This is a genomic window from Stenotrophomonas sp. NPDC077420, assembly GCF_044543385.1.
Classification (GTDB): domain Bacteria; phylum Pseudomonadota; class Gammaproteobacteria; order Xanthomonadales; family Xanthomonadaceae; genus Stenotrophomonas.
Window position 1 is genome coordinate 47377 of sequence record NZ_JBITVZ010000014.1, and the last position, 20332, is coordinate 67708.

Genomic DNA, 20332 nt, shown 5'->3' on the forward strand with positions numbered 1-20332 from the left:
GCGGGGCGTTTGCCGTGAATCGACAAGGTTGTCGGCGCAGCGCCATTCGGAACGGGCGGCAGCTAGTGGGCGTTGGAAAGGTGATAATCGCGACCTGTTTTGTCGCTTATCGCCTGATGACCGCCACCGCCCTGCCCGCTTCCGACGACTTCCTTGGCCACCCCAAAGGCGTTTACGTCTGCTTCTTCACCGAGATGTGGGAGCGCTTCTCCTTCTACGGCATGAAGGCGCTGCTGCTGCTGTACCTCACCAAGTACCACCTGTTCGGCGACAAGGCCGGCCTGGACCTGCTTGGTGCCTATGGCGGCCTGGTCTACTGCATTCCCGTGTTCGGCGGCCTGCTTGCCGACCGCTGGCTGGGCATGCGCAAGGCGGTGGTGTTCGGCGGCGTGCTGCTGGTGCTGGGCCACCTCGGCATGGCCTTTGAAGGGCACGCCGCGACCCGCATCGACGGCCAGGTGGTGCGCGACGATGCCGCCCTGGGCATCACCTACCTCTCGCTGGCCCTGATCATCATGGGCGTGGGCTTCCTCAAGCCCAACATCTCCACCATCGTCGGCAAGCTCTACCCCGAAAACGACCCGCGCCGCGATTCCGGCTTCTCCCTGTTCTACGCCGGCATCAACCTGGGCGCGCTGTTCGCCTCGCTGGTCTGCGGCTTCCTCGGCGAAGCGTATGGCTGGAAGTACGGCTTCGGCGCCGCCGGCATCGGCATGGTGGTCGGCCTGGCCATGTTCCTGTGGGGCCAGAAGTACCTGCACTGCCACGCCGAACCCACCGATCCGGCCGCGCTGCGCCAGCCCGTGTTCGGCCTGCGCCGCGAATGGCTGATCTACGCGGTCGCCGTGGTCGGCGTGCTGCCGGTGGCCGCATTGATGTGGGCCGCCGCCAACGGCGCCTTCGCCCTGGGCGGCGAAATCAGCCTGGCGCTGATGCTGATGATCGTCGTGCTCGGCGCCGTGCTGGTCTGGTTCGCCTGGTTTACCGGCACCCGCTGCACCCCCGTGCAGCGCCAGCAGATGATCGCCCTGATGGCGCTGATCTTCATGGCCCTGGTGTTCTTCACCCTGTACGAGCAGACGTACGGCTCCTGGGTCACCTTCACCGACCGCATGCTGACCAAGGACCTGGTGCCCGCACTGGTGATCCAGGGCGGCACCCCGCTGCCGTGGTCGATCGCCTCGCTGCTGCTGGCCCCGCTCGGCTTCGTGGTCGCCGCACGCCTGTCCGAACGCACCCCCGGCTCCGCCGCACCGCGCACCCTGTTCGTCGCCATCGTCGCGCTGATGCTGGTGCTGCTGGTCCGCGACTGCCTGGTGATTCCGCAGACCGCCGGTTCGCTCACTTACCTTGGCGGCCTGTTCCTGGTCGTGCTGGCGCCGCTGTTCGCCGTGCTCTGGGCGTGGCTGGACACACGTCGGCTGGATCCGTCCAAGCCGGTCAAATCCTCGCTCGGCCTGGTGTTCGGCGCCCTCTCCTTCATACCGCTGGCGCTGGCCGCGCAGCAGGTGGGCGCCACCGGGCAGATGGCCAGCGTGTGGTGGCTGGTGCTGGCCTACCTGGTGCTGGAAATCGGCGAGATGTGCCTGTCGCCGGTCGGCCTGTCGGCCGTCACCCAGCTGGCGGCCCCGCGCGTGATGAGCCTGATGATGGGTACCTGGTTCCTCGCCACGGCCTTCTCCGAAACGTTGGCCGCCCTGTTCGGCAAGCTCGCCGCGATCGAGGTACCCGAGGGCGAGACCCTGAACATCGCTACCGCCGCTGCCAGCTACGAGCACCTGTTCTGGCTGCTGATGTGGATGGGCCTGGGCTGCGCTGCGGTCGCGCTGGCCAGCGCGCCGTGGCTGAAGCGGATGATGCACGAGGTGAAGTGAGGCGACCGCGGCACCCGCGGGTGCCGCTGCTACTTGCATATAAACGGTTCTTAACACCATCCGACCGAGTCACACTTCCCGGTCGTTGAAACTAGTTGTAGTTACTCGCGCCCCCCGCGCTTACCACCATGGCGCTCCCCGCGTGCAGGCCTGCCCGAAGCCGATGCATGCGCTTCCCGACGCGTCCATGGAGTGTCCAATGATCTGTGCAGTTCCGTCCCCGCGGCCCCTGGCCGCGTTCATCGCCTTCGCCCTCTGCACCTCCTTCGCCGCGCCCGTGCATGCCGACGACACGCCGGACTGCGATACCACGCACGATGACCTGCACTGCGACGACAACGAGGCCGGGTCGCGCGGCGCAAGCGGCTGGCTGCTGGGCGGCCTGGCCCTGGCCGCCGGCGCTGCAGCAGCAGGCGGTGGCGGTGGCGGTGGACGCGGCGACGGTGGCGGTGGCGGCGCGGCGCCCGGCAGCGAAGGCGGCCAGTACAGCGGCAACCAGCAGCTGACCGCCGCCGGCACCGACATCCACTGGGACCGCAGCGTGGAAACCCGCGTGGTCGGCACCGCGCGCAATGAAGGCAGCCTGCAGATCAGCGCCGGCACCCTGGCGGTGCGCAACGACGGCCAGCTGCGCAACAGCGGCACCCTGCGCATCGGCCAGGCCGCGCGCCTGCTGCTGGACAACGACGGCGAGCTGGGCAACCACGGCCAGCTCGACCTGCACGGCCAGCTGCAGCTGATGCGCGATGGCAGCCTGGAGAACCATGGCACCCTGTTCGCGCAGGGCACCAGCATCCGCATCGACGGCGATTCGGAACTGGAGAACCTGGGTCGCATGGAACTGCGCGATACCGTGGTCACGCTCAGCGGCGAAAGCGAATTCGACAACGGCGAGCGTCGCCGCAACGCGCTGCTGGTGGTCGACGGCGGCGGCTTCGTCCTGGGCGGCATGGCCGAATTCGACAACCACGGTACGGTCACCGCCAGCGGCCGCTTCAACCAGGGCGCGCTGGTGCACGCCGTGACCGCGCGGGTCGGCAATGACCGCGACACCATCAAAGCCTTCGACAACCACGGCCAGGTCAGCCTGGCCGGCGACGCACGCGTGTTGACCCTGGTCGCCGACAGCCATGCCAGCACCGGCATCAACCACCGGGGCGCGCAGATCACCAGCAACGCGCGCAACCACGCGGCGCTGCACGCCGAAGGCAGCCATGCCACCCTGCTCAACCAGGGCACGCTCACCGTCACCGGTGACGGCGCGGTGGCGATGTCCGGCGCACGCGGCGCCACCCTGATCAACGACGGGGTGATCAACCTGGGCGTGGCCGGCGGCAGCAACGGCCAGCACCTGGTGGCGATGCAGTCCGACGGCTCGGCCACGCTCAACAACCGCCGTGGCGGCGTGATCAACATCCACGCCGACAATTCGCACGCCTTCCGCATGGGCGCCGGCGGCGGCGGGCGGCTGATCAACAACGGCCAGGTCAACGTGCATGGCAACGGCAGCGGCGTGCATGCCGACCTGGCCACCCAGGGCGCCGATCGCCCGGCGCCGGACCTGGGCTGGCAGGCACCGCGTGGCATCGTCGGCTACACCGTCGGCACCAACGCCGACGGCAGCGCCGGGCAGATGGTGCTGCATGCAGGCGGTGAACTGTCCGATGTCGACGTCGATACCGGTTTCACCCGTGGTACCGATGCCTCGCAGGTCCGCCTGCAGGGCGTATTCGTCGGTGCCGACGGCGGCGAGCAGAACATCCGCAGCGCCACCGTGGTGTGGCAGGCCCAGGCCGAGCGCGACGCCGCCGGCACGGTCGACGTGGTGATGACCCGCAACGATTACCGCGACCTGGCCGACGCCGGCACCCAAGGCGTCGCCTCGGCGCTGGAAGCCGGTTACGGCAACAACGCGCTGTACCACAGCCTGGAAGTGGCCAGCGCTGCCGAGTTCAACCACGCGCTGCAGCAGCTGTCCGGCGCGGGGCTGGCCATGGCCGGCCTGCGCCTGGGCGCCAACGGCGATGCGTTCTGGTCGAGCCTGGCGCGTGCCACGCCCGCCCGCGGCTACCGCATGGTGGCATTCGGTCCGGGTTCGGCACGCAGCGCCGGCGTGCAGGGCGTGGGCACCGGCATGCAGGTGGCGATGCCGTTGGGCGGCGGTCGTCAGCTGCAGCTGAGCACCGGCCTGCTGGGCTCGGACTTCTCCAGCGATGGGGGCCAGACGCGTTCTCACTCGCGCTTTGCGGGGATCGGCATGGCCCGGCCGCAGGGTGCATTCACCCTGCAGTACCTGCTCGGCAACGAGTGGCACCAGACCGACGGCCAGCGCCAGCTGCATTGGGGCAGCACGCGCAGGACCGCGCACAGCCAGCGCGCCCTGTCGCGCACGCGGCTGGCCACCACGCTCAGCACCGAGCTGTCCGCCGCAGGCCTGGGCTGGCAGCCGCGACTGGGCGTCAGCGCGTACCGTGCGCGCGAGGGCGCATTCCATGAGGTCGGTGCCGATGCCCTGGGCCTGGCCGTGTCGGCCGGTACCCGCCGCGGCATGCAGCTGGAACTGGGCACCGCCCTGCACGGCGACCTGGGCAACGGCTGGACGCTGCGGGGGGATGCCGCGCTGTCCGCGGCGCTGGCGCACACGGCCAGCGTGCGCCGCGCCACCCTGCACGGTGCGGGCGAACACGACTTCGCCGTGCCCGGGCTGGCACCGTCCGGCATGGACTACCGGGTGACGCTGGGCACGGACTACCGTTACCGGCGCGCCGGGCTGGGCGGCGCGCTCATCGCAGAGCGCCTGCTCGGGATGCGCGACCTGCAGGCGCAGATGCAGCTGTCGATGGCGTTCTGATCGGCGCTACGGCTGGGCGGCCGGGCTGGCCGTCTCGCCGCCCAGGCTGCGCGACAGGAACGCCAGCAACCGGGTGTAGTACTCGCGGCGGTGCGGGTCGGTGTAGAAGCCGTGGCCTTCGGTGGGGAAATACAGCGATTGCACCGGCACCCCGGCCTGTGTCAGGGCCGCTTCCATCCGCCGCGTGTGCTGGATGGGTGCACGTTCGTCTTCGCCACCTGCGGCCAGGAAGACCGGCACCGTGATGTGCGCGGCCAGGTTCACCGGCGACACCTCGGCCAGCTGCTTCGGGTCGCCCAGCCATTCCTTCAGATACTGTCCGCCGGAGCCGCTGCGCTGGATATCCCCGGTGGTGTGCATCATCGGCAGGTCGTACACGCCCACGTACCCGGCGGCGCAGCGGTACAGGCCCGGTTCGCGCACCGCTCCCATCATGGCCGCATAGGCGCCGTAGCTGGCACCGTAGATGCAGACCTTCGCGCCATCGGCATGGCCCTGGGCGATCGCCCAGCGGGTGGCGTCGGTGACGTCGTCCTGCATCGCCGCTCCCCACTGCCTGGCACCGGCATGCCGGTAGGCGCGACCAAAGTTGCCCGACCCCCGGAAATTGACCTGCAGTACGGCATAGCCGGCGCCGGCAAGCATCTGCGCTTCGCTGTCATAGCTGCCGTCGTCGAACACGCCGAACGGGCCGCCATGCGGCATCACCACCAGCGGCGGCTTGGCCGCACCCGCCGTGGCTGGCAGGGTCAGGTAACCATGCAGCTGCATGCCATCGCGCGCCTTGAATGCATACGGCAGCACCTTGGCCGCCGCGTCCGGGTCGACCCAGGCGCTGCGGCTGATCAGGTGCTCGGCCTTCTTGGCGACGGTATCGAAGATGTAGAAGTCGCCCGGGTTGCGCCCGGACCAGGTCTGCACCAGCACGTGCCGGCCATCGCGCGTGCTCGAGGCGATGAACACCGCATCGCCCCCGAACGCGGCTTCCATGCTGCGGTACAGGCGGGCATCGGCCGAACGCTCATCGAAGAAGCGGGTGCGCGGGGTGTCGCCCAGGTACAGCGCGCCGACCGGTATGCGGGTGCCGGGGCGGTAGATCAGCTGGTGCGGGTCGACCACCGGGTCGCGCAGCAATGGCGTGCGGGTGCCGGTGACCGGATCCCAGGCGACGATGGCATCGGGGCCCTCGGGCTGTTCCACCTGCAGGTAGGCGGTCCTGGCATCTTCGGAAAAGCCGAGCGCGGTTTCGATGCGTCCGCTGTCGGCCTCATCGTTGACCAGCTTCCAGCCCTCGCCGATCGCATCGCGGTAGTACAGCTTGTTGACGTTGTCGATGCCGGCACCGTGGGTGAAGCGGATCTGCCCGTTCGGGTCGCTGGTGAAGTCCGCATTGCGCACCGGCGAGCGGGCCACGGTCTGGCGTCGACCGGTGGCAACGTCCAGGTGGTCCACGCGGGTGTACGGGTCTTCGGAGAACGGCCACACCGCCACCAGCACGTTGCGCTCTTCCTGTGGCATGGAATCGATCAGGAACGCGGCGACCGACTCGACCTTCTTCGGCTGGATGCGGGTGCCCGGGCCATTGCCTTCCACGCGGTAGCCCACCAGCAATTCCCCGCGGCCGCCGTTGGCGTTCATCGCGTAAAGCTCGCCGGTGGGGCGCGGCGTGTCCAGGCTGCCGGATTTCTCGGCCAGCCCGATCAGCACGCGCTGGTCGCCTACCCAGTAGAACGCGGTGGCGTGGGTGTTGCGCGGCGGCACGAACGAGCCGGTGACCTTGCCGGTGGCGCGGCTGAGGATGGCCAGCGCGGTGCGGTCTTCCATCGGCACCGTGGCTGCGTAGTACTCCCCGCCCGGCGACAGCTTGATGTCGGTGAAGGTGTCGCGCTTGAGCTAGTGCTCAAGGTCCAGTCCTGCCGCTGCCAGCGGTGCGGCCGAGCCGCACAGCAGGGCAATGACCGCCCCTGCCGCCCACATTGAATGACGCATCCTTTCCCCCTGGTCCGGACACCGTGTCCGTGCGCGCCGATTCTAGCCATACCGCAAAAGAAAATGGCACCGCGAACGGTGCCATCTGGACGTGTATTGATGGAGAGAGAGAGAGAGAGAGAGATCAATGCACGCCGCGGAACGCCAGGCTCAGCGCCAGGATGGACAGGATGACGGCAATGGTGCCGTCCAGGATCCGCCAGGTCTTCGGTTTGGTGAACAGCGGCGCCAGCAGGCGCGCACCCAGGCCCTGGGCGGTCAGCCACAGGCAGCTGGCGGTGACCACGCCGGCGGCGAAGGCCATGCGCGCGGTGCCGAAGTTGTCGGCAATCGACCCGATCACCATCATGTCCAGCCAGAAATGCGGGTTGATCAGCGAGAAGCCGACCGCAGCGGTCAGCACCGCGCGGCGCGAGCTGTTGTCGCTGTCGTCCACCTGCATGCCGCCGGTACCGGCCAGCGCGCGGCGCGCCGACTGCCAGGCGTACCAGGCCAGGAAGGTGACCCCGCCCCACAGCACCACGGTGGTCAGCCACGGCAGCGCGCGGGTCAGCGTGTTCAGCCCGGCCACGCTGGCGAAGATGAAGATCGCATCGATCGCCGCACAGGTCGCCACCACCGGCACGATGTGCTTGCGCAGGATGCCCTGGCGCAGGATGAAGGCGCTCTGCGCGCCAACCACGGCGAACAGGCCGATGCCGGCGGCGGCGCCACTGAACCACGCGGCCAGACCGGGGCCGCCGGAAATGAAAGAGAACATGGGTTGCTACCTGTCTTGCGGGGGAGCGGTGCCTCGCCAAGGCGTACAGCACCGGATGGCGCGTATTGTCGCGCCGCAACATGAAAAAGTAGAGCTAAACTTACTTAACCATCCTTAGCGGAACTTAAGACCATGCGGATCGACCATGCCCAGCTGCGCGCCCTGGCGGCGGTGATCCGCGAAGGCAGCTTCGAACGCGCGGCGCAGTCGCTCAACGTCACCGCCTCGGCGGTGTCGCAACGGGTCAAGGCCCTGGAAGACCGCGTCGGCCGGCTGCTGGTCAAGCGTGCCTCGCCGGCGGTGGCCACCCCGGAAGGCCAGGTGCTGGTGCAGCTGGCCGAACAGACCGCGCTGCTGGAACACGACGCCCTGCACCGGATGGGCATCGCCGACGAGGACCTGCCGCATGCCAGCATCCCGGTGGCGGTGAACCACGACAGCCTGGAAACCTGGTTCACCGATGCCGCGCTGCGCTTCGCCGGACAGACCGGCACCACCCTGGACCTGCGCCTGGAAGACCAGGACCACACCGTGGCCCTGCTGCGCCAGGGGGCGGTGCTGGGAGCGGTGACCACGCTGGACGAACCGGTGCAGGGCTGCCAGATCCATCCGCTGGGCAGCATCCGCTATGCCGCCACCTGCACCCCGGCCTTCCATGCCCGCTATTTCGGCAAGGGCGTCAACGCGCAGTCGCTGGCCCAGGCGCCGGTACTGGTGTTCAACCGCAAGGACGACATGCAGGCGCGTTTTGCCCGGCGCCTGGCCGGCGACGACCTGCCGATGACCGCACCGACCTGGTGGATCCCGTCCACGCGCGCCTTCGTGCAGGCCAACCTGGGTGGCCTGGGCTGGACCATGAATCCCCTGCCGCTGGTGAAGCGGCACCTGGAAGCGGGCCGGCTGGTGTTGATGAAGCAGCGCGCGTGGGAAGACGTGCCGCTGTACTGGCAGCACTGGAAGGGCGATGTGCAGACCATGGCCTTGTTGACCCAGGCGGTCCTGGCCGCCTCCGCGTCGCTGGTGCGGCGAAAGCGCTAGCGCCGCCGCCGCGGCGCAGGTGCCGACCAACGGTCGGCACTACCTCGGCTGCGCGCGCGTGGCCGCTGCGGACCATCCGCCGGTTGCGCCGACGGTTGGTCGGGCGGCGGCGCAGCAAGCGGTAGCGCCGCCACGGCGGCGCAGGTGCCGACCAACGGTCGGCACTACCTCGGCTGCGCGCGCGTGGCCGCCGCGGGCCATCCGCCGGTTGCGCCCGGCCGTTGGGCGGGCGGCTGCGCGCGTGGCCGCCGCGGACCCTCTGCCGGTAGCGCCCGACCGTTGGTCGGGCGGCGGCGCAACGCGCCGGCTTTCACACCGGCCGGCATGACAGGCCCCCCGTTGCCATTGCAGGATGGGATCTCCCCGCCTGTTGGGCCTGGTTATGGAATCGGATCCGGTCTACCTGCACATCCGCGTGGTGCTCAGCATCATCCTGGGCCTGAGCATCACCACCCTGGTCAAGGGCCTGGCGTCGATCATCGAGCACCCGGCCCGGCGTGGCGGCTGGTCCGGCATCCACCTGTGCTGGGTGCTGTGGACGCTGGTGTCGGTGGTGACCTTCTGGTGGTGGGAATTCCGCCTGGCCGAGGTGCGGCAATGGACCTTCGGCCTGTACCTGTTCGTGATCGGCTACTGCGCCAGCTGGTACATGCTGTGCGTGCTGCTGTTCCCCGACGACCTGCGCGAGTACGGCAGCTACGAACAGTACCTGCTGCAGCGGCGCGCCGGCTTCTTCGGGATGCTGGCGCTGGTGACGCTGCTCGACCTCGGCGACACCGCGATCAAGGGCCACAGCCGCTGGCAGATGCTCGGCGAGGCCTATCCGGTGCATACCGCGGTGATGCTGGTGATCGCCGGAGTGGGCATCGCCAGCCGATCGCGACAGGTGCATCTGGGGTTGGCGGTGGTGGCGCTCGTGTACCAGTGCGGGTACTTCCTGGCGGAATATTTCACCATGGGCGCGGATTGACGGGGCCAGCCACGCAGGGCGTGGCGCTACGCCGGCACGCCCGCGTCGGGCACGGAGACGTGGTGGCGCTGACCGCTGGCGGGAATGCTGCGTTGCACCAAATCAGGACCGGAAAGGACTAAAATCGAGCCCTGGATGCGCCAAGCGCTTGTTTCTTCACGTTTCATCCCTGAAGCGTCGTCATCCTGCCCCCATCTCACCCAAGAAGAGAATTCCCATGACGACAGCGTCTGGAAAGACCGCGGACGTCGCCGCGCAGCGTTCCGCAACGGGCCCGGCCAAGCCGCGCCGACGCCGAACCGTAGCCAAGACCCTCCTTGCCCTGTTCGCCCTGCTGCTGATCGCAGCGGCCCTGTTCCTGTACTGGCCGCTGCACCAGCGCGCGGTACCGGCGGCCGCCAACAACAAGCCGGTCGACGTCGTGCTGGTCGGCGGCGGCATCATGAGCATCACCCTGGCCACCTTCCTGCAGGAACTGCAGCCGGACTGGAACATCCAGGTGTACGAACGTCTCGACGGCGTCGCCCTGGAAAGTTCGGACGGCTGGAACAACGCCGGCACCGGGCATTCGGCCTTCGCCGAACTGAACTACACCCCGGAACTGCCCGACGGCAGCATCGAGACCAAGCGCGCGGTCGGCATTGCCGAGCAGTTCGAGATCTCGCGCCAGTTCTGGTCGCACCAGGTCAGGGAAGGCCGTCTCAGCCAACCGTCGGACTTCATCAATCCCACCCCGCACATGAGCTTCGTCTGGGGCGATGACAACATCGCCTACCTGCACAAGCGCCAGCAGGCCCTGGTCCGGAACCCGCTGTTCTACGGCATGCAGTACTCCGAAGACCCCGCGCAGATCAAGGCCTGGGCGCCGCTGCTGATGGAAGGCCGCGACCCGAACCAGAAGGTCGCCGCCACCTGGATGCCGCTCGGCACCGACGTCAACTTCGGCGTGATCACCCGCCAGCTCACCGCCGGCCTGCAGCGCAACCCGAACTTCAGCCTGCACCTGGAACACGAAGTCCGCGCCCTGCGCCAGAACGATGACAAGACCTGGAACGTTACCGTCAAGGACCTCAACGCCGGCACCGAATCCACCGTCAAATCCCGCTTCGTCTTCATTGGCGCCGGTGGTGCCGCACTCAAGCTGCTGCAACTCTCGGGCATTCCCGAATCGAAGCACTACGCCGGCTTCCCGGTCGGTGGCCAGTTCCTTGCCTTCAAGGACCCCGCCATCGCCACCCGCCACGGCGTCAAGGCCTACGGCATGGCCGAAACCGGCTCCCCGCCGATGTCCGTGCCGCACCTGGACGCGCGCAAGCTCGACGGCAAGCCCGTGGTCCTGTTCGGACCGTTCGCGCTGTACAGCACCAAGTTCCTCAAGCACGGCTCGTGGTTCGACCTGTACTCCTCGGTGAACCACGACAACGTCGCCGGCATGCTCGACGTGGGCCTGGAAAACCTGGACCTGGTGAAGTACCTGATGGGCCAGGCCCGCCTCAACGACGACGACCGCCAGGCCGAACTGGTCAAGTACTTCCCCACCGCCAAGCGCGAAGACTGGACCCTGGTCACCGCCGGCCAGCGCGTGCAGATCATCAAGCGCGACCCGGAAAAGGGCGCGGTGCTGCAGTTCGGCACCGAGATCGTCACCGACCAGGACCACACCCTGGCCGCCCTGCTCGGCGCCTCCCCGGGCGCCTCGACCTCCCCGCCGATCATGCTCGACCTGCTCAAGAAGGCCTTCCCCGGGCAGATGGCCGCCGGCTGGGAAGCGCGCCTGAAGGAGATCGTGCCGTCCTATGGCCGCAAGCTCAATGACAGCGCCGCGCTGACCAACGAGATCCGCCGCCAGACCAGCGACACCCTGCGCCTGCCGTTCCTGGACGTGCCGGCCGAAACCAGCCCGGCGGTGATGATGACCCCGCCGCCGGCAGCGCCGGTGGAAAAGCGCAACAAGGATGAGGAACTGCAGGCGTTGTAAGCGTGCAGCGAAGAGCAGCAACAGCAGCGGGGCGGAGCCCCGCTCTACAAAAACCGGCTTCGGCCGGTTTTTTTTTGCTTTCCCGATCGCCATCGGAGTGTGTCGGGGGCGCGGGGCGGGAGCCGATAGCAAAGAGACGCCACACACCACCCGCGTTAAATTATTGTAATTAGAATGCGAACGATTTACATTTGCGTCCCGTTGTGCACCCCCTCCTGCCGCTGAGACCGCGTATGTCCTTCCGTTCCTTGCCCCCCGCTTCCGTCCGCCGTGCCCCGCTGGGCCTGGCCCTGCTTGCCGCGCTGTCGCTGGCCTCGCCCTTGGCGTTTGCCGACAGCCTGGACGCCGCCGGCGACGCCAAGACCCTGGACAAGGTCAACGTAGTCAGCACCCAGCGCGCCCCGTCCAGCACCACCCGGTTGCCGATCAGCCTGCAGGAAACCCCGCAGTCCTCCACCGTGCTCGGCCTGGACCGCCTGCAGAACGAAGCGCTGTTCAGCATCAACGACGTCCTGCGCAACGTCACCGGCGTCAGCGTCTCCTTCTACGACACCCAGCGCCCCCTGTACTACGCGCGCGGCTTCGCCATCACCGACTTCCAGGTCGACGGCATCCCCACCTACAGCGGCTCCACCAACCAGGAATACGACACCGCCTTCTACGACCGCATCGAAGTCATCCGCGGCGCCAACGGCCTGCTCAGCGGCGCCGGCATTCCCTCCGCCACCGTCAACCTGCTGCGCAAGCGCCCCGGCAAGGACTTCGACGCCTCCTTCGCCGTCAGCGCCGGCAGCTGGGACTTCCGCCGCATGGAAGCCGACGTCAACGCCCCGCTGACCGCCGACGGCCGCTTCCGCAGCCGCGTCGTCGCCGCCTACACCGACCGCGAGCTGTATTACGACCGCTACAAGGAAGACAAGATGGCCGGCATGGCCGTCCTCGAAGGCGACCTCACCGACAGCACCACCCTGAGCGTCGGCTACCAGACCCAGGACAACAACCCGGTCGGCTCCACCTGGGGCACCGTCCCGTTCTTCGACAGCCAGGGCAATTTTGTCCACCTCCCGCGCGAAACCAATCTCTCGCCCAAGTGGAGCTACTGGCAGCGCGAAACCAGCACCGCCTTCGCCAACCTCGAACAGCGCTTCGGCGAAAACTGGCTGCTCAAGATCAACACCGCGTACACCCGCGGCAACGTCCAGAACGTGCGCCTCTACGGCACCGGCAACCCCGACCCCGTCACCGGCGCCGGCATCTTCCTGCGCGCCGCCGCCGGCGACTCCGAAGACACCCGCCGCAATGTCGACGCCTACCTCAGCGGCGCCTTCCCCCTGTTCGGCCGCGACCACGACCTCACCGTCGGCGCACAGTGGGCCGACCTGGAAAGCACCACCCATACCATCGCCCTGCGCTACCCCACCGACTGGGCACGCTGCGGCGCCGAGCGCTGCTACTACATCCCCAACGTCTACAGCTGGAACGGCGACATCTCCGAAGTCACCTACACCCGCACCGGCGCCCGCCGCGTCGCCCACACCACCCAGAGCGGCGTCTACCTCGCCGCCCGCCTGCGCCTGGCCGACCCGTTGTCGCTGATCGCCGGCGCGCGCCTCAGCCGCTGGGAAACCCTGACCCGCGCCTACAACGCCGCCGGCGCCTATACCGCCACCAGCGGCGCCTACAAGGTCAGCGACGAAGTCACCCCCTATGTCGGCCTGGTCTACGACATCACCCCGAACGTCTCCGCCTACGCCAGCTACACCGAAATCTTCAACCCGCAGAACTACAAGGACCGCAACGAAAACCTGCTGGCGCCGGTGCAGGGCTCCAACCTGGAAGCCGGTTTGAAGACCCAGTGGTTCGACGGCCGCCTGACCGCCAACGCCGCCCTGTTCGAAGCCAAGCAGGACAACTACGCCGTGCGCGACATGAGCCTGCCCGACGGCTCGCTCAGCGACGGCAGCTCCGCCTACATCGGCGTCAACGGCACCAAGGCGCGTGGCTGGGAAATGGACATCAATGGCGAAGTGATGCCGGGCTGGACCGTCAATGCCGGCTTCACCCACGTCAAGGTGACCCGCGCGCCCACCGACATGCTCTACGCCAACCCGCCGGAAGACCTGCTGCAGCTCAACACCAGCGTGCGCCTGCCCGGCGTGCTCGACAGGCTGACCGTCGGCGGCGGCTTCTCCTGGCAGAGCGACGTGGAGGGCTACAACATCCCCTACCCGCTGGGCGGCGCCCGCACCGTGAAGCAGCCGGCCTACATGCTGGTCAACCTGCACGCCAACTACGCCATCAACGACAGCTGGACCGCCTCGCTGAACGTGCGCAACGCGCTGGACAAGACGTACTGGGCGAACCTGGATTACAACAACTACGGCGAGCCGCGGTTTGTTTCGGCCAGCCTGCGCTGGACGTTCTGAGCGCAGAGGGGAAGGTTCGGAAGCGTTTGGAAACATTCGGAATATCCGGAACGTCCGGCACGTCCGGCACGTCCGGAACATTCGGAAACGTTCGAAAACGTTCGAAAACGTTCGGAAACGTCCGGAAACGTCCGGCACGGTAGCGCCGACCGTTGGTCGGCGGCGGTTGGCGGGGTCTGGCAGACCGCGCTAACCGCCGAGCCGACTGACAGTCGGCGCTACCCCTGTTAGGCAGCGTCTGACGGCACGCCGTGACGAGAGCCGGTAATGCACGAGGCAGGGCCCGCCGTACGGCGGGCCCTGCCTTTTTTGTTGCGGTGCGGGTTGCACCCGTCTTCGTAATTATGGCGTAATTACCGAAACGCCCTTCGGAACCCCGCCATGACCCCCACCTGGGACACCCGGCAACGTGGTCGCCACGCCCGGCTTGAACGGGCCGCCCCCTTCGCGCGCGGCCGCGCCGTCGCCGCCGGGGACGTCAGCCACCTCCTGCACGCGCTGCTCGAACCCGGCGACAAGGTCTGCCTGGAAGGCAACAACCAGAAACAGGCCGACTTCCTCGCCCAGTGCCTGGCCGAGCTCGACCCCGCCCGCGTCCACGACCTGCACATGGTGCAGTCCGTGCTCTCGCTGCCCGCGCACCTGGACGTGTTCGAACGCGGCATCGCCTCGACGCTGGACTTCTCCTTCTCCGGCCCCCAATCGGTGCGGCTGGCCAACCTGGTCGCCGAAGGGCGCATCCAGATCGGCGCGATCCATACCTACCTGGAACTGTTCGGCCGCTACTTCATCGACCTCACCCCGCAGGTGGCGCTGGTGGCCGCGCAGGCCGCCGACCGCCACGGCAACCTCTACACCGGCCCCAACACCGAAGACACCCCGGTGATCGTCGAAGCCACGGCCTTCGGTGGCGGCATCGTCATCGCCCAGGTCAACGAGATCGTCGACACCCTACCCCGTGTCGACATTCCCGCCGACTGGGTCAACTTCGTGGTGCAGGCCCCGCGCCCGAACCATATCGAACCGCTGTTCACCCGCGACCCGGCGCAGATCTCCGAGATCCAGGTGCTGATGGCGATGATGGCCATCAAAGGCATCTACGCCGAGTACGGGGTCAACCGGCTCAACCACGGCATCGGCTTCGACACCGCGGCCATTGAACTGCTGCTTCCCACCTACGCCGAATCACTGGGCCTGAAAGGCAAGATCGGCCAGCACTGGGCGCTCAACCCGCATCCGGCGCTGATTCCGGCGATCGAATCGGGCTTCGTCACCTCGGTGCACTCGTTCGGCTCCGAGCTGGGCATGGAGCAGTACATCGCCGCACGCAGCGATGTGTTCTTCACCGGCGCCGACGGCTCGATGCGGTCCAACCGCGCCTACTCCCAGACCGCCGGTCTGTACGCCTGCGACATGTTCATCGGCTCCACCCTGCAGATCGACCTGCAGGGCAACAGCTCCACCGCCACCCGCGACCGCATCGCCGGCTTCGGCGGCGCCCCGAACATGGGCTCGGACGCGCGCGGCCGCCGCCACGCCAGCCCGGCCTGGCTCAAGGCCGGCCAGCAGGCCGCACGCCCCGGCGAGATGCCGCGCGGACGCAAGCTGGTGGTGCAGATGGTGGAAACCTTCCGCGAACACATGGCTCCCGCCTTCGTCGACCGCCTGGATGCCTGGGCGCTGGCCGAGCGCGCCGCCATGCCGCTGCCGCCGGTGATGATCTACGGCGACGACGTCAGCCACGTACTCACCGAGGAAGGCATCGCCAACCTGCTGCTGTGCCGCAGCCCGGAGGAGCGCGAACAGGCGATCCGCGGCGTGGCCGGCTACACCGCCGTCGGCCTGGGACGCGACCGCGCCATGGTCGAGAACCTGCGCGACCGTGGCGTGATCCAGCGTCCCGACGACCTCGGCATCCACATGCGCGACGCCACCCGCGACCTGCTCGCCGCGCGGTCGGTGAAAGACCTCGTGCGCTGGTCCGGCGGCCTGTATGACCCGCCCAAGCGCTTCCGCAACTGGTAAGGGAACCGGACATGGAAACCCTCGACTATCGATTCAGCGGCACCGAACACGTCCACTTCCCCACCGACGCGGTACTGGTCGGCGTGCTGGCCTCCGGCAACCTGGAAATCCTGATGGAACCGGCCGCACTGGACGGCGCCATGGCGGTGCGCGTCATCACCGCCGCGCGCGGATTCGGCACGATCTGGGAAGCGGTGATCGGCGATTTCGCCCGCCGCCACCCGCTGTGCGACGTGCAGGTGTCGATCAACGACGCCGGCGCCACCCCGGCCGTGGTCAGCCTGCGCCTGGACCAGGCGGTGGAAAGCCTGCGTGCCGGAGGCAGCGCATGAGCCGCGCCCGCCGCCACAGCTATTACGAAGCCGACGCCCGCGAGCGCATCGCCGGGCTGCTGGACGCCGGCAGCTTCCGCGAACTGCTGGGTCCTGCACAGCGCGCGATCAGCCCCCACCTGGCGCAGCTGGACCAGCCGGCCGCGTTCGACGATGGCATTGTCGTCGGCGAAGGTCGCCTGCGCGGCAAACGCGTGCTGGTGGCCGCACAGCAGGGGCAGTTCATGGGCGGCGGCGTGGGTGAAGTGCACGGCGCCAAGCTGACCGGCCTGCTGCAGCGTGCCGTCCGCACCGGCGCCGACGGCGTGCTGCTGTTGCTCGACACCGGCGGCGTGCGCCTGCACGAAGCCAACGCCGGACTGATCGCCATTTCCGAAATCATGCGCGCCACCCTGGCGGTGCGTGCTGCCGGGGTGCCGGTGCTGGCGCTGATCGGCAGTGGCAACGGCGCATTCGGCGGCATGGGCATCGTCGCGCGCTGCTGCACCACCGTGATCATGTCAGAGGAAGGTCGGTTGTCGCTGTCCGGCCCGGAGGTGATCGAAACCGTGCGCGGGGTGGAAGAGTTCGACGCGCGCGACCGCGCACTGGTGTGGCGGGTCACCGGTGGAAAGCACCGCTACCTGATCGACCAGGCGCAGGTGCTGGTACCGGATGCGATCGACGCCTTCGCCCAGGCCGCGTTCGACGCGCTGCACCCGGACACCGACAGCGACGACACCGGGCGCGCACTGGCCGCCCTGCAGGCCCGCCACGCAGCGCTGAAGGCCCGCGCCCAGGCGTGGAGCGGGTGCCGCGACGGGCTGGACATCTGGGCGCAGATGGGTATTGGCGAGCCGCAGCGGCTGCCGTTGCTGGACACCGCTGATTTCCTCGCCGCCACCGCGCAACGGAGCCTGCCATGACCGCGCCCCTGAGCGACCTGCTCGACGCCCTGTTCCCGCAGGGCCACGCCATCACCGTGTCCGACTCCGTGCTGACCGGCACGGCCCGCACCGACGACGGCGACGTCACCGTGATCGGCACCGCCGACAAGCTCGAGGTAGGCGTGGACCACGCGCTGGTGCTCGCCGACACCGTGCTGGCCAGTACCGCGGCCACCCCGCACCGCCCCATCGTGATGCTGGTCGACACGGCCGGGCAGCGCCTGGCACGTCGCGACGAGCTGCTTGGCATCAACGGGTACTTCGCCCACCTCGCCCAGTCATTGGACCTGGCGCGCCGGCGCGGCGCGCGCCTGGTCACGCTGGTGTACGGCGAGTCGGTGAGCGGTGGCTTCCTCTCGTTCGGACTGATGGCCGACCACATCCATGCCCTGCCCGATGCGCAGGTGCGGGTGATGGACCTGCGCGCGATGGCGCGGGTGACCAAGCAGCCGCTGGAGAAACTGCAGGCGCTCAGCCAGAGCTCGCCGGTGTTCGCACCGGGGGTGGAGAACTACGTCGCCATGGGCGCGGTGGCGTCGGTGTGGGACGGCGACCTTGCCGCCCACCTGCTGCAGGCGCTGCGCGCGCCCGCCGACGGCGACCAACGTGCACAGCGCGGTGCCGAGCGCGGTGGCCGCACCCTGGCCGCACGCGTGGCCGCCCAGGTCGCCGCCGGCGATGCCTGACCGGCCCGCCCGCCACACGCTGGCCTGGCTGTCGGCGCACGCCGACTGGCGGGCCGACGTGGCCGCGCACGACAGCCGCCTGGCGGACTGGTTCGCCCGTGGCTGGCCGGCCGTGGTGGCGCGCCGCGCCGCCGATGATCCGGACCCGCGCGTGCGCCTCGGCGTTCCCCTCCCCCCCGCCGAGGGCAAGCAACGGCTGGCGCTGCGGGTGCCGCTGCACGACATCGCGCGGCAGGCGCCGCCGCCGGCACTGGCCGGGCTGGTGGAACGGGCGGACCTGCCGCCGGCATGGCGGCTGCCCTTGCAGGCAATGTCCGCCATCGCCCCGGCCAGGGTGTTCGGCGCGTTCGCCTGGCAGGCCCTGACCGGACTGGCTTATGTCCACGCACGCTCGGATGTGGACCTGCTGTGGGAGGTCGATGACGCCGACGCTGCCGCACACCTGGTGGCGCGGCTGCAGGCGTGGGAACGCACGTTCGGACGGCGCGTGGACGGCGAGCTGTGCCTGCCCGACGGCGCGGCGGTGAACTGGCGCGAATATGCCGGTGCCGCGCGCGAGGTACTGGTGAAGCGGGTGGATGGCGCGATGCTCGAGGCGCGCGATCGGTTGTTCGCCGGAGCGCCTGCATGAGCGCGGTGCTGCAGGCACACGCTGTGCCGGTGTCGGGTGCGACGGTCACCCGCTTGGGGCGCCTGGCCATGGCCAGCCTGCATGCGGAACTGGCGCTGTCGCCCAAGCCGGGGCTGGTGACGCCGTTCGATCCCGGCAGCCATGCGGACATGGACGCCGGCACGTTCCTGCGCAGCCTGTTCGCGCTGCGCCATTACTATCGCCACATCGCCCAGGCCGGCGCGGCGGCGGCGCCGTTCGCGCGGCTGCGTGGGCTCGGCATCGACGCCGAAGCCGCCATGCTGCGTGCGACCGGCGGCATCAATACCCATCGCGGTGCGATCTTCAATCTCGGCCTGCTGGTCGCCGCCGCGGCCGCCTGCCGGCGGGTGGAGGCGGCGCCCAGCGGCGAGCAGGTCTGCGTGGCCGTGCAGGGCTGGGCGGATGCGCTGCAGGCCGCACCGCTCGACCCCACCAGTCCGGGGCAGCGCGCACGCGCGCAGCATGGCATTGCCGGCGTGCGCGAGCTCGCCGCTGCCGGCTACCCGGTGCTGCGCACGCACGCGCTGCCTGCGCTGCGCGCTGCGCTTGCGGCCGGATTGCCGCGCGAGGCAGCGCTGTGCCACACGCTGATGACGCTGGTGGCCGCGCTGGAGGATGTGAACCTGCTGCACCGGGGTGGCGCCGACGGCCTGCGCTGGGCGCGCGCCCAGGCGGCCGTCTTCATGGCCCACGGCGGTGCCTTCGCACCGGACTGGCGCACGCACCTGCAGCGGCTGGGCGACGCCTTCGTCGCCCGTCGGCTCAGCCCGGGCGGCAGCGCCGACCTGCTGGCCTGCAGCTGGTTCCTGTTGCGGCAGGAGGCGATATGAGCCTGGCCCTGCTCTGCCCCGGGCAAGGCGCGCAGCACCCGGCGATGTTCGACCGGCTGCGCGAGGCGCCGGCCGCGCGCGAGGTGCTGGAGGCGTGTCGGCACGCGCTGGATCGCGATCCGGTCGACGCCGCTGCCGCGGATGATCGCTTCGACAACGCGCAGGCGCAGCCGTTGCTGTGCGCGGCCAGCGTGGGCCATTGGCTGGCACTGCGCGACCGGCTGCCCCCGCCGACGCTGGTCGCCGGCTACAGCATCGGCGAACTCGCCGCGCACTGCGTGGCCGGCAGCATGGGGCCGGCCGCCTGCCTGGACCTGGCCGCACAGCGGGCGCAGCGCATGGACAACGCCAGCCCCCGCGACGCCGGCCTGCAGGCCATCCTCGGGCTGCAGCGCGCACCGCTGCAGGCGTTGTGCCAGGCCCATGGCGTGTACATCGCCATCGCCAACGGCGCGGACCATTTCCTCGTCGGCGGTAGTGGGGAACGGCTGCAGGCAGTGGCCGGGGCCGCGCGTGCCCTGCGCGCAGAGGTGCGCCCGCTGCCGGTGCAGGTGCCCGCGCATACGCCGCTGCTGGCCAGCGCGGCGGAAAGCTTTGCACGGGTGCTGGCGCAGGCGCCGCTGCAGGCGCCGCGCCTTCCGGTGCTGGCCGGGATCGATGCACGCCCGGTGCGCGATCCGGCCGCCGTGGTGCACACGCTGTCGGCGCAGCTGGCGCAGACCATCGAGTGGGCCCAGGTGATGCGCCAGCTGTTCGAGCGCGGCGCGCGCGTGTTCCTGCAGCTGGGGCCCGGCACGGCGCTGGCGCGCATGGTCGCGGCCGACTACCCGTGCTGCCAGGTCCGCGCGGTCGAAGAATTCCAGCACCTGGACGGTGCGGCGGACTGGGTGCACCGCGCCCTGGACCGCGTGCGATGAGCGGTTGGCTCCACCTGCAAGCGTCAGCCCGGGGATGGCGGGTTTCCATCCGTGCAATCGCTGCATCACGTGTCTGGG

General features: G+C 69.3%; 14 protein-coding genes and 1 pseudogene. 13 read left to right on the forward strand and 2 right to left on the reverse strand.

What is annotated here, in order from left to right; all coding sequences use genetic code 11:
• Positions 1–116 precede the first annotated feature (116 nt).
• Both ACIGII_RS14110 and ACIGII_RS14115 read left to right on the forward strand, forming a co-directional pair.
• Entirely contained in the window at positions 117–1874 is a 1758-nt protein-coding gene (locus ACIGII_RS14110) for a peptide MFS transporter (protein WP_399639004.1), read from the forward strand.
• Between the two features lie 199 nt (positions 1875–2073).
• Positions 2074–4725, forward strand: a complete 2652-nt coding sequence (locus ACIGII_RS14115) for a hypothetical protein (RefSeq protein WP_399639006.1) — start codon at positions 2074–2076, stop codon at positions 4723–4725.
• A 6-nt stretch (positions 4726–4731) separates the two neighbouring features.
• Here the strand turns inward: ACIGII_RS14115 and ACIGII_RS14120 are convergent.
• Together ACIGII_RS14120 and ACIGII_RS14125 are read right to left on the reverse strand one after the other, a co-directional pair.
• Positions 4732–6714 (reverse strand): annotated as a pseudogene (locus tag ACIGII_RS14120) (alpha/beta hydrolase family protein).
• Between the two features lie 124 nt (positions 6715–6838).
• Positions 6839–7474 (reverse strand): LysE/ArgO family amino acid transporter, encoded by a 636-nt coding sequence (locus ACIGII_RS14125; protein ID WP_399639008.1) that lies wholly within the window; start codon positions 7472–7474, stop codon positions 6839–6841.
• A 132-nt stretch (positions 7475–7606) separates the two neighbouring features.
• Between ACIGII_RS14125 and ACIGII_RS14130 the strand changes: the two genes are divergently transcribed.
• The 11 genes from ACIGII_RS14130 to mdcH all read left to right on the forward strand — a co-directional run bounded on the left by ACIGII_RS14130 (position 7607) and on the right by mdcH (position 20254).
• A complete protein-coding gene (locus tag ACIGII_RS14130) occupies positions 7607–8512 on the forward strand; it encodes a LysR family transcriptional regulator ArgP (protein ID WP_399639009.1) in 906 nt (301 codons plus the stop codon).
• A 382-nt stretch (positions 8513–8894) separates the two neighbouring features.
• Positions 8895–9482 (forward strand): hypothetical protein, encoded by a 588-nt coding sequence (locus ACIGII_RS14135; RefSeq protein ID WP_399639011.1) that lies wholly within the window; start codon positions 8895–8897, stop codon positions 9480–9482.
• Between the two features lie 217 nt (positions 9483–9699).
• A complete protein-coding gene (gene mqo, locus ACIGII_RS14140; RefSeq protein ID WP_399639013.1) occupies positions 9700–11460 on the forward strand; it encodes a malate dehydrogenase (quinone) in 1761 nt (586 codons plus the stop codon).
• 233 nt (positions 11461–11693) lie between these two features.
• Positions 11694–13886 (forward strand): TonB-dependent siderophore receptor, encoded by a 2193-nt coding sequence (locus tag ACIGII_RS14145; RefSeq protein WP_399639015.1) that lies wholly within the window; start codon positions 11694–11696, stop codon positions 13884–13886.
• A gap of 381 nt (positions 13887–14267) precedes the next feature.
• A complete protein-coding gene (gene mdcA, locus ACIGII_RS14150) occupies positions 14268–15911 on the forward strand; it encodes a malonate decarboxylase subunit alpha (protein ID WP_399639017.1) in 1644 nt (547 codons plus the stop codon).
• A gap of 11 nt (positions 15912–15922) precedes the next feature.
• Complete coding sequence (mdcC, locus tag ACIGII_RS14155) at positions 15923–16243, forward strand: malonate decarboxylase acyl carrier protein (RefSeq protein ID WP_399639019.1); 321 nt, start codon at positions 15923–15925, stop codon at positions 16241–16243.
• On the forward strand, positions 16240–17148 hold the full coding sequence (locus tag ACIGII_RS14160) for a biotin-independent malonate decarboxylase subunit beta (RefSeq protein WP_399639021.1): 909 nt from the start codon (positions 16240–16242) through the stop codon (positions 17146–17148). The genes mdcC and ACIGII_RS14160 overlap by 4 nt, the downstream gene beginning before the upstream one ends.
• Positions 17145–17855 (forward strand): biotin-independent malonate decarboxylase subunit gamma, encoded by a 711-nt coding sequence (mdcE, locus tag ACIGII_RS14165; protein WP_399639022.1) that lies wholly within the window; start codon positions 17145–17147, stop codon positions 17853–17855. Before ACIGII_RS14160 ends, mdcE begins: the two co-directional genes overlap by 4 nt.
• Positions 17848–18486, forward strand: a complete 639-nt coding sequence (gene mdcG, locus ACIGII_RS14170; RefSeq protein ID WP_399639024.1) for a malonate decarboxylase holo-[acyl-carrier-protein] synthase — start codon at positions 17848–17850, stop codon at positions 18484–18486. The genes mdcE and mdcG overlap by 8 nt, the downstream gene beginning before the upstream one ends.
• The gene (gene mdcB / locus ACIGII_RS14175) at positions 18483–19337 is read left to right on the forward strand and encodes a triphosphoribosyl-dephospho-CoA synthase MdcB (protein WP_399639026.1); all 855 of its coding nucleotides are present in this window, start codon (positions 18483–18485) and stop codon (positions 19335–19337) included. The genes mdcG and mdcB overlap by 4 nt, the downstream gene beginning before the upstream one ends.
• Entirely contained in the window at positions 19334–20254 is a 921-nt protein-coding gene (gene mdcH, locus ACIGII_RS14180) for a malonate decarboxylase subunit epsilon (RefSeq protein ID WP_399639027.1), read from the forward strand. Before mdcB ends, mdcH begins: the two co-directional genes overlap by 4 nt.
• The last annotated feature ends 78 nt before the right edge of the window (positions 20255–20332 follow it).

What these genes read in the sequence shown, in the direction of transcription:
- ACIGII_RS14110 (WP_399639004.1), top strand. Translation starts at nt 117, where the DNA reads ATGACCGCCACCGCCCTGCCCGCTTCCGACGACTTCCTTGGCCACCCC.
- ACIGII_RS14115 (WP_399639006.1), top strand. Translation starts at nt 2,074, where the DNA reads ATGATCTGTGCAGTTCCGTCCCCGCGGCCCCTGGCCGCGTTCATCGCC.
- ACIGII_RS14125 (WP_399639008.1), bottom strand. Translation starts at nt 7,474, where the DNA reads ATGTTCTCTTTCATTTCCGGCGGCCCCGGTCTGGCCGCGTGGTTCAGT.
- ACIGII_RS14130 (WP_399639009.1), top strand. Translation starts at nt 7,607, where the DNA reads ATGCGGATCGACCATGCCCAGCTGCGCGCCCTGGCGGCGGTGATCCGC.
- ACIGII_RS14135 (WP_399639011.1), top strand. Translation starts at nt 8,895, where the DNA reads ATGGAATCGGATCCGGTCTACCTGCACATCCGCGTGGTGCTCAGCATC.
- mqo (WP_399639013.1), top strand. Translation starts at nt 9,700, where the DNA reads ATGACGACAGCGTCTGGAAAGACCGCGGACGTCGCCGCGCAGCGTTCC.
- ACIGII_RS14145 (WP_399639015.1), top strand. Translation starts at nt 11,694, where the DNA reads ATGTCCTTCCGTTCCTTGCCCCCCGCTTCCGTCCGCCGTGCCCCGCTG.
- mdcA (WP_399639017.1), top strand. Translation starts at nt 14,268, where the DNA reads ATGACCCCCACCTGGGACACCCGGCAACGTGGTCGCCACGCCCGGCTT.
- mdcC (WP_399639019.1), top strand. Translation starts at nt 15,923, where the DNA reads ATGGAAACCCTCGACTATCGATTCAGCGGCACCGAACACGTCCACTTC.
- ACIGII_RS14160 (WP_399639021.1), top strand. Translation starts at nt 16,240, where the DNA reads ATGAGCCGCGCCCGCCGCCACAGCTATTACGAAGCCGACGCCCGCGAG.
- mdcE (WP_399639022.1), top strand. Translation starts at nt 17,145, where the DNA reads ATGACCGCGCCCCTGAGCGACCTGCTCGACGCCCTGTTCCCGCAGGGC.
- mdcG (WP_399639024.1), top strand. Translation starts at nt 17,848, where the DNA reads ATGCCTGACCGGCCCGCCCGCCACACGCTGGCCTGGCTGTCGGCGCAC.
- mdcB (WP_399639026.1), top strand. Translation starts at nt 18,483, where the DNA reads ATGAGCGCGGTGCTGCAGGCACACGCTGTGCCGGTGTCGGGTGCGACG.
- mdcH (WP_399639027.1), top strand. Translation starts at nt 19,334, where the DNA reads ATGAGCCTGGCCCTGCTCTGCCCCGGGCAAGGCGCGCAGCACCCGGCG.